The 14,239-nt window shown below is 63.0% G+C and carries 14 protein-coding genes; 10 read left to right on the forward strand and 4 right to left on the reverse strand.

What is annotated here, in order from left to right:
• The first annotated feature begins 7 nt into the window (after window positions 1-7).
• The 7 genes from EB835_RS11930 to EB835_RS11960 are packed head-to-tail and all read left to right on the forward strand — an operon-like array spanning window position 8 to window position 5,867.
• Window positions 8-469, forward strand: a complete 462-nt coding sequence (locus EB835_RS11930) for a DUF3180 domain-containing protein (RefSeq protein ID WP_135809689.1) — start codon at window positions 8-10, stop codon at window positions 467-469.
• Entirely contained in the window at window positions 466-966 is a 501-nt protein-coding gene (locus EB835_RS11935; RefSeq protein WP_135809690.1) for a PH domain-containing protein, read from the forward strand. The genes EB835_RS11930 and EB835_RS11935 overlap by 4 nt, the downstream gene beginning before the upstream one ends.
• Before the next feature lie 2 nt (window positions 967-968).
• On the forward strand, window positions 969-2,831 hold the full coding sequence (locus tag EB835_RS11940) for a PH domain-containing protein (protein ID WP_135809691.1): 1,863 nt from the start codon (window positions 969-971) through the stop codon (window positions 2,829-2,831).
• Window positions 2,828-3,718: a Rossmann-like and DUF2520 domain-containing protein gene (locus EB835_RS11945; RefSeq protein WP_135809692.1), complete on the forward strand. Its 891-nt coding sequence runs from the start codon at window positions 2,828-2,830 to the stop codon at window positions 3,716-3,718. The genes EB835_RS11940 and EB835_RS11945 overlap by 4 nt, the downstream gene beginning before the upstream one ends.
• A 43-nt stretch (window positions 3,719-3,761) precedes the next feature.
• Complete coding sequence (gene lysS / locus EB835_RS11950) at window positions 3,762-5,321, forward strand: lysine--tRNA ligase (RefSeq protein ID WP_135809693.1); 1,560 nt, start codon at window positions 3,762-3,764, stop codon at window positions 5,319-5,321.
• 5 nt (window positions 5,322-5,326) lie between these two features.
• A complete protein-coding gene (locus tag EB835_RS11955; RefSeq protein WP_135809694.1) occupies window positions 5,327-5,572 on the forward strand; it encodes a hypothetical protein in 246 nt (81 codons plus the stop codon).
• Window positions 5,538-5,867 carry a histone-like nucleoid-structuring protein Lsr2 gene (locus EB835_RS11960; RefSeq protein ID WP_039206464.1) on the forward strand — a complete coding sequence of 110 codons (330 nt, stop codon included), beginning with the start codon at window positions 5,538-5,540 and terminating at the stop codon, window positions 5,865-5,867. The genes EB835_RS11955 and EB835_RS11960 overlap by 35 nt, the downstream gene beginning before the upstream one ends.
• 283 nt (window positions 5,868-6,150) lie before the next feature.
• Here the strand turns inward: EB835_RS11960 and EB835_RS11965 are convergent, their stop codons facing one another.
• Window positions 6,151-7,041 carry a macrolide 2'-phosphotransferase gene (locus EB835_RS11965; protein ID WP_135809695.1) on the reverse strand — a complete coding sequence of 297 codons (891 nt, stop codon included), beginning with the start codon at window positions 7,039-7,041 and terminating at the stop codon, window positions 6,151-6,153.
• Between the two features lie 227 nt (window positions 7,042-7,268).
• Between EB835_RS11965 and EB835_RS11970 the strand changes: the two genes are divergently transcribed.
• Together EB835_RS11970 and EB835_RS11975 are read left to right on the forward strand one after the other, a co-directional pair.
• Window positions 7,269-9,800, forward strand: a complete 2,532-nt coding sequence (locus EB835_RS11970; protein ID WP_135809696.1) for an ATP-dependent Clp protease ATP-binding subunit — start codon at window positions 7,269-7,271, stop codon at window positions 9,798-9,800.
• Window positions 9,801-9,906: 106 nt separating this feature from the next.
• Window positions 9,907-10,491 carry an amino-acid N-acetyltransferase gene (locus tag EB835_RS11975; protein WP_135809697.1) on the forward strand — a complete coding sequence of 195 codons (585 nt, stop codon included), beginning with the start codon at window positions 9,907-9,909 and terminating at the stop codon, window positions 10,489-10,491.
• A 61-nt stretch (window positions 10,492-10,552) separates the two neighbouring features.
• Here the strand turns inward: EB835_RS11975 and EB835_RS11980 are convergent, their stop codons facing one another.
• Window positions 10,553-11,584: an HhH-GPD family protein gene (locus tag EB835_RS11980; RefSeq protein WP_135809698.1), complete on the reverse strand. Its 1,032-nt coding sequence runs from the start codon at window positions 11,582-11,584 to the stop codon at window positions 10,553-10,555.
• A 36-nt stretch (window positions 11,585-11,620) separates the two neighbouring features.
• Here EB835_RS11980 and EB835_RS11985 point away from each other — a divergent pair, with 36 nt between their 5' ends.
• Window positions 11,621-12,424: a hypothetical protein gene (locus EB835_RS11985; protein WP_240688712.1), complete on the forward strand. Its 804-nt coding sequence runs from the start codon at window positions 11,621-11,623 to the stop codon at window positions 12,422-12,424.
• A gap of 11 nt (window positions 12,425-12,435) precedes the next feature.
• Here the strand turns inward: EB835_RS11985 and EB835_RS11990 are convergent, their stop codons facing one another.
• Window positions 12,436-12,828, reverse strand: a complete 393-nt coding sequence (locus EB835_RS11990; protein ID WP_135809699.1) for a VOC family protein — start codon at window positions 12,826-12,828, stop codon at window positions 12,436-12,438.
• Between the two features lie 43 nt (window positions 12,829-12,871).
• On the reverse strand, window positions 12,872-14,239 hold the full coding sequence (gene radA / locus EB835_RS11995) for a DNA repair protein RadA (protein WP_135809700.1): 1,368 nt from the start codon (window positions 14,237-14,239) through the stop codon (window positions 12,872-12,874).

Genomic DNA, 14,239 nt, shown 5'->3' on the forward strand with positions numbered 1-14,239 from the left:
GGGAACCATGCAGAGAACCTCCTCGTCCACCCTCGCCGTCTGGGCCGTGATCGGCACGGTTCTCGCGATCGTGGTCGATGTGGTGCTCGAAAGCCAAGGGTTCTCGCTGCCCGGACTGCCGTGGTTCGCCATCATCGGCATGCTCGTCCTCGCCGCCGTCCTGTTCCTGCTCGGCTGGCCGATCAAGAAATGGAACGATGGGGACCGCACGAAGGAGATCGACCCGATCCAAGCGGCTCGAGTGGCGATCATGGCCAAAGCCAGCGCCCTGACCGGAGCAGGTCTGGCTGGTTGGTACCTCGGGAACGCGGGCTACTACTTCCTGTCGGCCCCAGGCATCCGCAACGATCTGGCCGCAGGTATGCTTGTCGCGATGATCTCGGCCGCTGTGCTCATGATCGTCGGCATGATCGTCGAGGGATTCTGCGAGATCCCACCCCAAGACCCGCCGGGAGCTGAAACCGCATGAACCGCGACCCGTCCTTCACCATCGGAGCCGATGTGCCCTTCAACCGGGTCAGCCCGAAATACGGGATGAAGGAGGTACTCGCGGGTCTGACCCTCCTGGTGCCGCTGTTCGTCGTCGCTCTGGTCTTCGCGATCATCTTCACCTCCGATGTGCCCTGGCTGCATCTCATCTGGGTGGCCATCCTCGTCTACGGGATCATCTCCACCATCGTCATCCTTCGTCAGGCCCGGGCCATCGGCTATGCCGAACGGGAGGACGACCTGCTCATCCGCCGCGGGATCATGTTCCACAAAGCCACCGTCGTACCCTACGGGCGCCTGCAGTTCGTCGACGTCGACGCCGGACCCATCGACCGCATGTTCGGCCTGGCCACCGTCAAACTCCACACCGCCTCGGCGGCCACCGATGCGACGATCCCGGGGCTGCCCCGCGCCGAGGCCGACCGCCTGCGCGACAGCCTCGCCGGACTCGGCCAGGCCAACCTGGCGGGACTGTGACGATGAGCGAGGAACCGAACCCCGCCGAGCCGGCTCATACCTCAGCAGAGCAGACTCGCACCTCCGCAGATGCGGTGGAGAACAGGGGAGCCGTCGCCGAGGCGGCCGCCCCCGAAGTCTGGCACCGCGTCCACCCGCTCACGCCGATCCTCGAGAGCATCGGCGTCCTCGTCGGCATCGTCATCGCCGCCGCATACGGTCTGCAGAACTTCATCCAATCGGCGGTCGAGGACCTCGCCACCGGCAAGTCCGTCGACCTCACGTTCGCCGGCTGGCTGCGTTCCCATCCGCTCGTGATCCTCGCGGTCGTCGGCGGAATCATCCTCATCCTCCTGCTCACCGCCTTCTTCAGCTGGTTGGCCTGGAGGGTGATGGGCTACCGTGTCGACGCCGAGGCGATCTACTATCGGCGCGGACTGCTGTCGAAGAAGCTGCGCAAAGCCCGTCTGGACCGAGTGCAGTCCATCGACCTGCAGCAGAAGCTGCTGCCGCGCGTGCTCGGTATGGCCGAACTCGTCTTCGACGTCGCCGGCGGCACCGATTCGAACATCTCGCTGAAGTACCTGTCGAAGAAACGCGCCGAGGAGCTGCGCGACGAACTCCTGCGCACCGTCAGGACGAAGAAGCAGCAGGGTACGAACGCACCCGAGGGTGAAACGCGTGCGGTCGCGTCGGAGGACGGTTCGGTCAGCGCCGCGTCGCCGACCGAACCGGTGGGCTCCGCACCGGCGATCGGCGGCCTCGGAACCGGACCGGAGTCAGGTGTCGACCGGTCCGTTCCCGAACGCGGCGACGACAGCCTCGGCGTGCGACTGACCAAACGCCTCGGCGCCATGGCCGACGGTTTCTCCTCCGAAGCCGAAGGCAGCCTGGGCGATCTGCTCGCTCCGTATCACCTCTCGCCGAGGGTCGGGGACGAGGGCGAAATCATCCGGGTCCCCGTCCACCGTGTCGTCGTCGCCTCCCTGCTCAAGACCGAAACCCTCATCTCCGTCATCGTGGTGCTGGCTGTCGTCGCTACTGCCATCGTGATGTTGGCACTCGGCATCAAGGAGGCTTTCATTCCGATCCTCGTCGGTGTCCTGCCCGGTGTCTTCGCGGCCTTCTCCGTGTTCCGGAAGAATCTCGACAATGCGAACTTCGTCGTCCGCCTCGGCGAATCCGGGCTCGCCGTCAACCACGGACTGTTCTCCACCTCCCGCAAAGTCATTCCGCTCGATCGGATTCAGGCGGTGTGCCTGCATCAGCCGCTGCTGTGGCGGTGGGCCGGATGGTGGCAGGCCGAGTACAACATCGCCAGTGACAGCAGCGGCAATGACTCGAATCTGCTGCTGCCCGTCGGCGATGTCGACCAGGCTCTGCTCATGGTCGGCCTCGCTCTGCCCGACCCGCAGCTGCCCGAGGGGGTTGCCGCCGACACCCTCGTCCGCTCGGCGATGTACGACCGCAAGTCGACGCATCCGCAGTCGGCTGATGCCGAAGCCCTCTTCTACGGCCAACCCCGGTCCTCCAGGATCCTCGATCCACTCGTGTGGAAGCGGCGGGCCTATGCGCTGACCGGCTCGCTGCTCGTCCTGCGCCTCGGTGCACTCGACCGTCGCGTCGACTTCGTCCCGCATGTGCGCGTGCAGTCCCTGCGCTATCACCAGGGTCCGCTGATGCGCGCCCGCGGCCTCGGCACGGTGTCGGTGCACTCGACCGCCGGACCGATCGACCCGCGCGTGACCCATCAGAGCGACGAGGACGCCAAGCGGTTCTTCATCGAACACGCTGAACGCACCCGCATCGCTCGTCAGCGCTTCGACTCCGCCGGCAAGAGCGTGCACACCAAACGGACACAGACGCTCGAGGAGGACGACGGATGAGCCACGGCGACGCACCCAGGCTGGGCATCGGCATCATCGGCTGCGGCCGAGTCGGAGCGAGCATCGGTGCCGCCTGGAGGCAGGCCGGTCATGCGATCATCGGGGTCAGCGCCACCTCGGCGGCGAGCCTCGAACGTGCCGAGGCCATGCTGCCCGGAGTGCCCGTCCTCGACCCGGACGAGATCACCGAACGCGCCGAGCTCGTGGTCCTCGCCGTCCCCGATGACGAGATCGCGCCGCTGGTCACCGGCCTGGCCGACCTCGGGCGCATCCACGCTGGGCAGATCCTCGTGCACTGCTCCGGCCGGTACGGGACCGAGGTTCTCGAAGCCGGGACCAGCCTCGGCGCTCTGCCCATCGCTCTGCACCCGTCCCTGACCTTCACGGGAACCGAAGTCGATCTGAGCCGGCTGCGGCAGGCGACGATCGCGGTCACCGCACCCGCGCCGATCCGGCCGGTGGGGGAGGCCCTCGTCGTCGAACTCGGTGCCGAACCGATCGACATCGCCGAGGCGGACCGTCCGCTCTATCACGCGGCGATCACCCACGCATCGAATCATTCGATCACGATCCTCACCGAAGCCATGGAGCTGCTCACCGAGGCAGGGGTCTCCGATCCGTCAGCTGTCCTCCACACCCTTGTCGACGCCAGCGTCGCCAACACGATGCAGAACGGACCCAAAGCGCTGACCGGACCGATCAGCCGCGGAGACGTCGGGACCATCGAAGCGCACCTGGCGGCACTGAGCGAATTCAGCCTCAGCCGGTCGAACCCGGCGGTGCGCAACAGCTACATCGCACTCGCACGATCCACGACTGCGAAGGCCCTGGCCATGGGGCGCATCACAGAGGCCCAAGCACAGCAGATACTGACCGCTCTGGACTGACGTCGAATTCCCCCGCACGGCCCGTCCACGGTAGCCTTGAAGCATGGCGAACACCGACTCGAAGACACCTGAGAACGCAGACCTTTCACCCGAACACCTCGATCCGGAACAGATCCGGATCCGAAAGGACAAGCGCCAGCGTCTCCTCGACAACGGAACCGATGCCTACCCGGTCACGGTGTCCCGCACCCACAGCCTCGCCGAGGTCCACGCCGCCCACGACGGACTCGAAACGGGGGAGGAGACCGACGACATCGTCGGCGTCATCGGCCGCGTCGTCTTCGTCCGCACCACTGGCAAGCTCTGCTTCGTGACGCTGCAGGCCGGTGACGGCACCCGCCTGCAGGGCATGCTCTCGCTGCGTGAGGTCGGCCAGCAGCGCCTCGACGATTTCAAGACCGACGTCGACCTCGGTGATTTTCTGTTCCTGCACGGACGAGTCATCAAGTCCAAGCGCGGTGAGCTCTCCGTGCTCGCGGATTCCTGGGCCATGGCGTCGAAGGCAATCCGCCCACTGCCGGGTCTGCACACCGAACTGGCTGAGGACACCCGTGTCCGTCAGCGCTACCTCGACCTCATCACCCGTGAACAGGCTCGCGAGACGATGCTCACCCGCGCAAAGGTGATGTCGTCGCTGCGGAAGACCTTCGCCGACCAGGACTTCGTCGAGATCGAGACCCCGATGCTGCAGACCATGCACGGCGGAGCTTCGGCGCGCCCGTTCAAGACGCATATGAACGCCTACGACATCGACATGTACCTGCGGATCGCTCCGGAGCTGTTCCTCAAGCGGGCGATCGTCGGCGGAATCGAGAACGTCTTCGAGATCAACCGCAATTTCCGCAACGAGGGCGCTGATTCCACGCATTCCCCGGAATTCGCGATGCTCGAGGCCTACCAGTCCTTCGGCGACTACCATTCGATCGCTGATCTGACGAAGACCCTCATCCAGAATGCCGCTCAGGAGGCGACAGGCTCGCTCGTCGTCACTCTCGACGACGGCGCCGAATACGACTTCGGCGGAGACTGGCCGGTCGTGAGCATGTACGACTCCCTGTCCGAGGAATCAGGTGTCGAAGTGACCCCGGAGACCGGAATGGACGTCCTCGACAAGATCGCCGCCGACAACAACGTCGACCTGGGCGGTGTCTTCCGATCGCATGGGAAGTACGTCGAAGAGCTGTGGGAGCACTTCTACCAGGACAAGCTGTGGGCTCCGACCTTCGTCACCGATTTCCCGGTCGACACCTCACCACTGGTGCGTGAGCACCGGACGAAGAAGGGCGTCGTGGAGAAGTGGGATCTCTACGTGCGCGGCTTCGAACTGGCCACGGGCTATTCGGAGCTCGTCGACCCGATCATCCAGCGTCAGCGTTTCGAAGCTCAGGCCGCGGACGCCGCTCGCGGCGACGATGAGGCGATGGGCCTCGATGAGGACTTCCTCATGGCGATGGAACACGGAATGCCGCCGACCGGTGGAATGGGAATGGGACTCGACCGTCTGCTCATGGCACTGACCGGTTTGGGAATCCGCGAAACCATTCTGTTCCCATTCACCAAGCCTTTGGCTTCTTCGCAGGAGGATCCGGCTCAGGAGGGCTGATTACGATGATGGATATCCTCAAAGCGCTTCTCCCGTCGATCTGTGTGGGATTGCTGTTCTGGTATGTCTTCCGGAATATCGTCCGCGCGGATCGCAATGAACGCGAACAGGTTGATAAATACTATTCAGAGATTGAAGTTAGCGAAGTCGACGATAATCCGGAAACGGATGTTAAGATGACAACGACAAAATCCTCTGATTATGAAAAGAGCAAACATGGCAAGGGAAATGCGCCTCGTTCTCACGGATGATTTCGACGGAAGCGAAGCCGCGGAAACCGTTCGCTTCAGCCTCGACCAGGCCACGTACGAACTCGAGCTCTCAACAGAGAATGCGGAAAAACTCCGCGAGACGTTCGCCCCATTCATCGCCAAAGCACGTCGTGTAGCCAACACCGGTGGCCGTGGCCGCCGTGCCGGCTCGTCGGGTCCCAAGCGGGATACTGCGAAGATCCGCGAATGGGCGCAGAACAACGGATACCAGCTCGGTGATCGTGGACGGATCCCGCTGGAGATCGTCGAAGCTTACGAAGCAGCGGAGAAGTAAGAGGCTCATTCGAAGGCCGAAATCTTCCAAACAGGCCTGAGGGGTCAGCGAATTGGATCGCTGACCCCTCAGGCTTTCTATATGCGGTCTCGGCATTTCCATTACCCGGCATCCAGTTCTGCGGCAGAACCATCAGTGGTGGGACATCACAGGGAATTGCCAGACAGAGAGCATTCGGGAAATGATGCGTGCAAATGATTCGATGATGTGAGTGACGAATCAAGGGAGCCTGAACTGTGTTCGAGGAAAGCCATCTGCCGATTCGGCGGATAATGAAGACGGTTCAGACTGTCGGATTCAATTGAGCTCGTGCCGCTTCCATATGCTCGGGTTCTTCCGTCTGCAATGCGAACAGCCCCAACTCGACGGGAGAAGTCGAATAGAGCTCGCCGCAGTGCTCGGCGAACCGCGGCCAGATACGACCACCTTCGGCCACGTATCGCGCTGTCGTGGCCCCGAATGCCGAAGCTGAGACGCTGGCGTAGTGGAACATGAAGTCCTTTGCCGGATCGCCGATGGACGCGGTCGTCCAGTCGAGCAGACCCACAGTGACCGGCCCGTCCATCAGCTGGTGAGCCGGATAGACCTCGCCGTGAGTCACGGTTGTGAAAGTCGGCCAGAAGCTGTCGTCGTCGAGCCAAGCAGCCCATCGCTCGCGCAGGCTCGGCGCCACCTCGAACTCGGAGATGACACGATCGATGTCCTCACGCTTGCGCTGTCGAACCTCGGTGGGGGAGGACTCCGGGATCCCCGAATCGCGAACGGCGGTCGGATCGACTGTGTGCAGTTCGGCGAGGACGGAACCGAGTGAGTCCGCGTATTCGGGGGACTCGACATCGAAATGCCATCGCGGCGCTCCATCGTCATCGATCGTCAGTCCAGGGCTTCCCGGCAGCAGCGGGTAGGCGATGAGACTCTCTGAGTGGATCTGCCAATCCGGGACTGCGATGCTCAGCAGCGGTGCGATGGCAGTCAGGAAACGGCCCTCGACGCCGGCCCGGGCGGTGACATCGGAGCGGCGAGGTATCCGAAGGACCCAGGACCGGCCGTCTGCCGCCTCGGCTATGGCGACCTGGAAATCGAGGCCGAGTTCGTTGACGACGATGGAATCGGCATCGATGTCGAGACCGTGAGACCGGGCCAACTCGCGGATGTTCGATCGATCGGTGGACATGGCTGCAGCCTTTCTGAGTTCGACGATCACGGTTCTGCGTTCACGTCTCGAGTTTAGTGTTCGGTGAAGTAGTGAGGCCGTCATTGCCGGTCCAGCCGACGCCGAATCCTCGATGACAATGAAATTTCGCCATGAGCCGAACCCTTTCGGCTCATGGCGAAACCTGCAATAGAACCGCGCCCAAGGTGGTTAGGCTCAGAAGAATAAGAAGACCGAGGAGGATGAATATGTTCGAGCGGTTCACCGACCGAGCACGACGCGTAGTGGTGCTCGCGCAGGAAGAAGCGAAACTTCTCAAACACAACTACATCGGCACCGAGCACATTCTGCTCGGCCTCATCCACGAGGGTGAAGGTCTGGCAGCGAAGGCTCTCGAGGGCATGGACATCTCCCTCGAGCAGGTGCGCGACCAGGTCCAGGAGATCATCGGTCAGGGCCAGCAGGCTCCGAGCGGCCACATTCCCTTCACCCCGCGGGCGAAGAAGGTCCTCGAGCTGAGCCTCCGGGAAGCACTGCAGCTGGGACACAGCTACATCGGCACCGAGCACATTCTGCTCGGCCTCATCCGTGAGGGCGAAGGCGTTGCCGCGCAGGTGCTCGTCAAGCTCGGCGCGGACCTCGGACGCGTCCGCCAGGAAGTCATCAAGCTGCTGTCCGGCTACCAGGGCAAGGAACCCGTGTCCGCTGGCGGCCGCGAAGAGGGAACTCCCTCGGGATCGCTCGTGCTCGACCAGTTCGGCACCAACCTGACCGCGGCGGCCCGCGAAGCCGAGCTCGACCCGGTCATCGGCCGTCACGAGCAGATGCAGCGCGTGATGCAGATCCTCTCGCGCCGCACCAAGAACAACCCGGTTCTCATCGGCGAACCCGGTGTCGGCAAGACCGCCGTCGTCGAAGGACTCGCGCAGGCCATCGTCAACGGCGAAGTCCCCGAGATCCTCGCTGACAAGCAGCTCTACACCCTCGACCTCGGTTCGCTGGTCGCAGGTTCCCGCTACCGTGGTGACTTCGAAGAGCGTCTGAAGAAGGTGCTCAAGGAGATCCGCACTCGCGGCGACATCATCCTCTTCATCGACGAGATCCACACCCTGGTGGGTGCCGGAGCCGCCGAAGGCGCGATCGATGCCGCTTCGATCCTCAAGCCCATGCTGGCTCGCGGAGAGCTGCAGACCATCGGTGCGACCACTCTGGATGAGTACCGCAAGCACATCGAGAAGGACGCTGCTCTCGAGCGCCGGTTCCAGCCGATTCAGGTTCCCGAACCGTCGCTGGCGCATTCGATCGAGATCCTCAAGGGTCTGCGCGACAAGTATGAAGCGCACCACAAGGTCACTGTCACCGATGGTGCTCTGGCTGCCGCCGTGAACATGTCCGATCGCTACATCAACGACCGGTACCTGCCGGACAAGGCGATCGACCTCATCGACGAAGCCGGTGCCAAGCTGCGCATCTCGCGTCTGTCGGTGCCGCAGGAAGTGCGCGACCTGGAGGAGAAGATCCTCGAGGCCCGCCACCGCAAGGAAGCCGCGATCGATGCTCAGGACTTCGAACTGGCAGCCTCGGAGCGTGACTCCGAGATGCAGCTGGTCAAGGAGAAGGAAGAGCAGACCGAGGCCTGGCGCAAGTCCGGCACCGACACCTCGAAGGTCGTCGACGCCGATCTCATCGCCGAAGTGCTCGCCTCTGCCACCGGCATTCCGATCTTCAAGCTGACCGAGGAAGAGTCCTCGCGTCTGCTGCGGATGGAAGACGAGCTGCACAAGCGCGTCATCGGTCAGGACGATGCGGTCAAGGCGATCTCGCGGGCGATCCGTCGTACCCGCGCCGGGTTGAAGGATCCGAAGCGTCCCTCCGGTTCGTTCATCTTCGCCGGCCCCACCGGTGTCGGCAAGACCGAGCTGGCCAAGGCGCTCTCGGAGTTCCTCTTCGGCGACGAGGATTCGCTCATCAGCCTCGACATGTCGGAGTACTCGGAGAAGCACACAGTTTCACGACTGTTCGGTTCGCCTCCGGGATACGTCGGCTACGAAGAGGGCGGTCAGCTCACGGAGAAGGTCCGTCGCAAACCGTTCTCGGTCGTCCTCTTCGACGAGGTGGAGAAGGCCCACTCGGACATCTTCAACTCGCTGCTGCAGATCCTCGAAGACGGTCGCCTGACCGACTCGCAGGGTCGTGAGGTGGACTTCAAGAACACCATCATCATCATGACGACCAACCTCGGTACGCGTGATATCTCGAGTGGACTCCAGCTCGGATTCCAGGTCGAGGGTGACACGAAGACCAACTACGACCGGATGAAGCAGCGGGTCAACGAAGAGCTCAAGCAGCACTTCCGTCCCGAGTTCCTCAACCGTGTCGATGACACGATCGTGTTCCCGCAGCTGAGCATGGTCGAGATCATCAAGATCGTCGATCTCTTCCTCGAGCGTCTCGACGTCCGTCTGGCCGATCAGGGCATGAAGGTCGACGTCACCGCTGAGGCGAAGGATCTGCTGGCCGAGCGCGGCTACGATCCGGTCCTGGGTGCCCGACCTCTGCGTCGGACCATCCAGCTCGAGATCGAAGACACTCTGTCGGAGAAGATCCTGTTCAAGGAGATCGGCCGCGGCGAGACCATCAAGGTCGACGTCAAGGGCGAAGGTAAGGACACTGAGTTCACCTTCGAGGGCATCGAAACCGAGAGCCTGAAGCCCGCTGAGGATGACGACGGGGAACTCGCCGGTGCGGGGTCGTCCGGATCTTCGGAGTCCTCGGCCTGATCGTTCATCAGATCCTCGGATGACATCGAAGAGTCCGGGGAGTCGGCGGGAGTCGGCTCCTCGGGCTTTTTCGTGCCCGCGTCCGGTGATGGTGTTGAATGTCCGTATGAGCTCACACGCAGTCGACTTCGATCATGGACGGATCTCCGGGGACCACCACTCCAAGCATGAACTTCCCGGCGGTCTGTATCTGCGACGGGCGAGGACCGGCGATGTCAAAGGCATCGAGGCCCTGGTTGCCCCGCTGGCCGATGAGCGGATCCTGCTCGCCAAGGACACGGTGACGTACTTCGAATCACTCCAGGAGTTCTGGCTGGTCGTCGACCCGCAACCCGACGGTTCCGAGATCCTCGCCGGCTGCGGTGCCCTGCATGTCATCTGGGCGGACCTCGCCGAGGCGCGCACGGTCGCCACTTCACCGGACTACAGGGGCAGGGGAGTCGGCAGAGCGATCATCAATCAGCTGCTCGCCGATGCCCGTGAGATCGGAGTCGACCGGGTGTTCTGCCTGACCTTCGAGACCGGATTCTTCGGTTCCCTCGGCTTCGAGCCGATCAAGGGCATCCCGGTCTCGCCTGAGGTCTATATCGAGCTGCTGCACTCCACCGACGAAGGTGTCGCAGAATTCCTCGACTTAGCGCGGGTCAAACCGAACACCCTGGGCAACTCACGGATGATCAAATACCTCTGACTCTGATTTCGGCTTCATCCGCTGCCTTGAGCCTCCGGCGAGCTGTCGCCGGCACTGTGCCTCAGCGGTTCGGCAGAGCCAAACGCCCGTCGACCTGTTGAGCCAGACCGTCGGCGACGAGATCGGTGATGAGGCGAGAGATCCTGTCCTGGTCGGCACTGAGCTCACGTACTCGTGCCACCGCTGCGGAGGTCGATTCTGCCATTGAGTCGACGAGCGCGGGATCGAAGTCGGTCACCGTGGTGGTGAAGACGTCGGTGCTGACACCGTTGTGGTCGTCTCCGGCGGCGTGTGCGGCCTTGAGAACGTCCATGATCGCGCCGCGCAGCTGTCGATCCGTTCCCGCCCACTTCTGAGTCTTCCGCTTCGTCGCCGAGGCGGGTCTGCCCATCTGGTTCCATGTGCAGATGTCCTGCAGCGGGCAGGCAGGGCAGTCAGGATTTCGTGCCGTGCAGACGAGGGCCCCGAATTCCATCACTCCGGCGTTCCACTCCACGTGCCTGTGTTCGGGCACGAGGTCGGAAGCCCAGGCGGTCTCCTGCCGTCCAGGTGAGGCGGCGGGGCGTTCCCGGCCTGCGAAGAGGCGGATGAGGACCCTCCGCACGTTCGTGTCCAGGACGGTGGTCTTTCGGCCGAAGGCAAAGGAGGAGACCGCGGCGGCGGTGTAGGAACCGATTCCCGGCAGGCGTTCGAGTTCTGCGGTCGTCTCAGGAACCTGGTTGTCCAATTCGTCGGCGATCACGGCGGCGGCTTCCTGCAGTCGGAGAGCTCGGCGCGGGTAGCCCAGGCGGCCCCAGGCGTGGAGGACTTCGGCGGTGGGTGCGGCAGCCAGGTCGGCCGGTGTCGGCCACTCGTCCATCCAGGCGCGCCAACGTGGTTCTACTCTGGCGACCGGGGTCTGTTGAGACATGATCTCACTGACGAGGATCGCCCAGGCACTCGTGTTCGGATGCCGCCACGGCAGGTCGCGGGCTGCCTCTTCGAACCAGGCGATGATCGTGTCCTGAACTCGTCTGAGCAGCGATTCCGTCACGGCGGGAAAGTCGGTGGAAGACGCGGAAGATTTCGATTCGGGACCGACTCGGTGTGTCATTTGGATGCTCATTCGCAATTGCCTAGGCTCAAAAAGATGACTCCTTCCAATCGTGGTTCGCAGCCGAACAGAGCTGCCGGGCAGCCTCGCCAGTCTAGCGGGAAGCTGCCTGCTCACGTGTACCGCAGACGCCGCATCACTCTGGGCGTGGCGAGCCTCCTCGTCCTGGGACTGCTTGTGCTCGGAATCGTCGGTATCGTCAAAGCGATCGGCGGCCGCAGCGATGAACCAGACAAGACCGCCGTCGAGGAGACGACACCGGCTGAATCGACGACGACGGCACCAGTGCCGGATAAGAAGGCAGCGAGCGGAAAATGCCCTGAGGGCAAGGTCTCGCTGAAGGCGAAGGTCGATCCGAAATCCGTGAAGGACGGAAAAGAACCCGAATTCGGCATGGTCATCGAGAACGACCACACCGCCACCTGCCTCATCGAAGTCGGCACTGAGAAGCAGGAGTTCATCGTCGAGAAGGACGGCGACGTCGTGTGGTCGTCGAAGTACTGTGCGGCCGCGAAAGATGAGAATGCGGAGGCCTCAACTGAGTTCGCACCGCAGTCGGAGAAGACCGCGAAGCTCAAGTGGAACCGGACCAAGGTCGACAAGAACTGCAATCGCAGCGATGAGGACTTCGCTCCCGGCGACTATGACCTGATTGTGAAGCTCGAGGACAAGAAGAGCGAACCGACGACGTTCACACTCGAAAAAGACGCCGCCACCAAGGCGAAGGAGAAGAAGGCCGCGGAGGAGAAGAAGAAAGCCGAAGACGAGAAGAACTCGGAGGAGGAGTCCGGCGAGAAGGCTTCCTCGGATGAGGAGAAGTCAGAGGAACCGCAGGACTGATCGGACGGGCCTCAGGCTCCGCGGTAGGAGCCGACTCCCCAGGAGTTTCCGTCGTGGTCGCGGAAGTCGAATTCGCGGCCGCCGTGTTCTTGAGTCGCCACCGGTCGGACGATCGCGTGACCCAGGTCGACGATCTCCTGGTAGAGCCGATCGACTTCACGTTCCGTGTCGACGACGACATAGATCGAACTGCCGCCCACTGCGTCGAGTGCTGATCCGTCGCTGCGGACCGAGCCGACCATGATTCCGCCGGTGTCGCCGAGCGCGAATTCGGCATGATCGACGAGTGCCGGATCCTGCTCGTTGCGCACCATCAGCCGTTCGGTGAATCCGAGCGTGACCAGCAGTTCGATCGTCGCTTGTGCATCCGTGGTCCGGAAGGCCGGAAAAACTGTCGTGGTCATGACACCAGGATGCTCCAAAAGCGTGGGAAAGTCCCGAGAATTCTCATTTCGGATCCCGCAGCCCCTCGTTCGTCAGCATCAGTTCGACCGCTCCGGCGATATGTTCGCACTCCTTGATCTCCATCGTCTCCGGCGCCGCCACATTGGTCATCGCACCCTTGGCCACGACGGCATGAGTGATCCCTAAGCGTTTGGCTTCGTTGAGTCGTTGTCCGAGGTTGGGGACGTTGCGGATCTCTCCGGACAGGCTGACCTCGCCGATTGCGACGAGGTGACGGGCCAGCGGTTTGCTGAGCAGCGCCGAGGCCAGGGACATGCAGATCGCCAGATCGCTGGCCGGTTCCGACAGCTTCGCTCCGCCGACCGTGGCCGTGAAGACATCGCTCTTGGCCAGGTTCGCCTGAGTGACGTTCTGGCTGAGCACTGCCAACATCATCGCCACTCGGGACGAATCGACTCCCGAGACAGACCGGCGGGACTGCCCGCCGGCGGACTCGGTGATCAGTGATTGGACTTCGACGAGAAGCGGGCGCTTGCCTTCCTGCGTCACAGTCAGGCAGGTGCCGGACGGATTCGCGCCGCTGCGGGAGAGGAACAGACCCGAGGGATCCTCGAGGCTCTTGATCCCGTTCTCCTCCATGTCGAAGCACCCCACGTCATCGGTGGGACCGAAGCGGTTCTTCACCGCTCGCAGCATTCGCAGTCGCGAATGCCGTTCTCCTTCGAAGGTGCAGACGACATCGACGAGATGTTCGAGCAGTCGGGGACCGGCGATTGTGCCGTCCTTCGTGATGTGGCCTACGAGCACAGTGGGAAGGGACCTGGCCTTGGCCTCTCTGATGAGAGCAGAGGCGACTTCCCGGACCTGGGTGACTCCCCCGGGGATGCCTTCGACTTCGGAGGAGGCCAGAGTCTGAATCGAGTCGACGACGAGCAGCTCGGGCTGTTCGGCTTCGATCATTCCCAGCACCGAACCCAGATCGGTTTCGGCAGCGAGCAGCAAGGAGTCGGCCAGGGCGTTGATCCGTTCTGCGCGCAGTCTGACCTGGCCGGCGGATTCCTCACCGGTGACGTAGAGGACCTTGACCCCGAACATGGCGATCTTCGCAGCGACGTCGAGCAGCAGAGTCGACTTGCCGACACCGGGTTCGCCGGAGAGCAGAACGACGGCGCCGGGCACGATACCACCGCCGAGCACCCGATCGAATTCGGGGACGAACGTCGATCTCGCCTGTGCCAGCGTCGAGTCGATCTCGCTGATCGGCTTCGCTCCGCTGGACTTCTTGACCTTCGTCTTCACCTTCGACGAATTGGCACCCTTTTCCTCAAGGGTGCCCCAGGCCTGGCATTCGGGGCAGCGTCCCAACCATTTGACCGTCGAATAGCCGCATTCGGAGCACGTGAAAGACAT

This window comes from Brevibacterium sp. S22, assembly GCF_004745485.1.
In the GTDB taxonomy this organism is placed as follows: domain Bacteria; phylum Actinomycetota; class Actinomycetes; order Actinomycetales; family Brevibacteriaceae; genus Brevibacterium.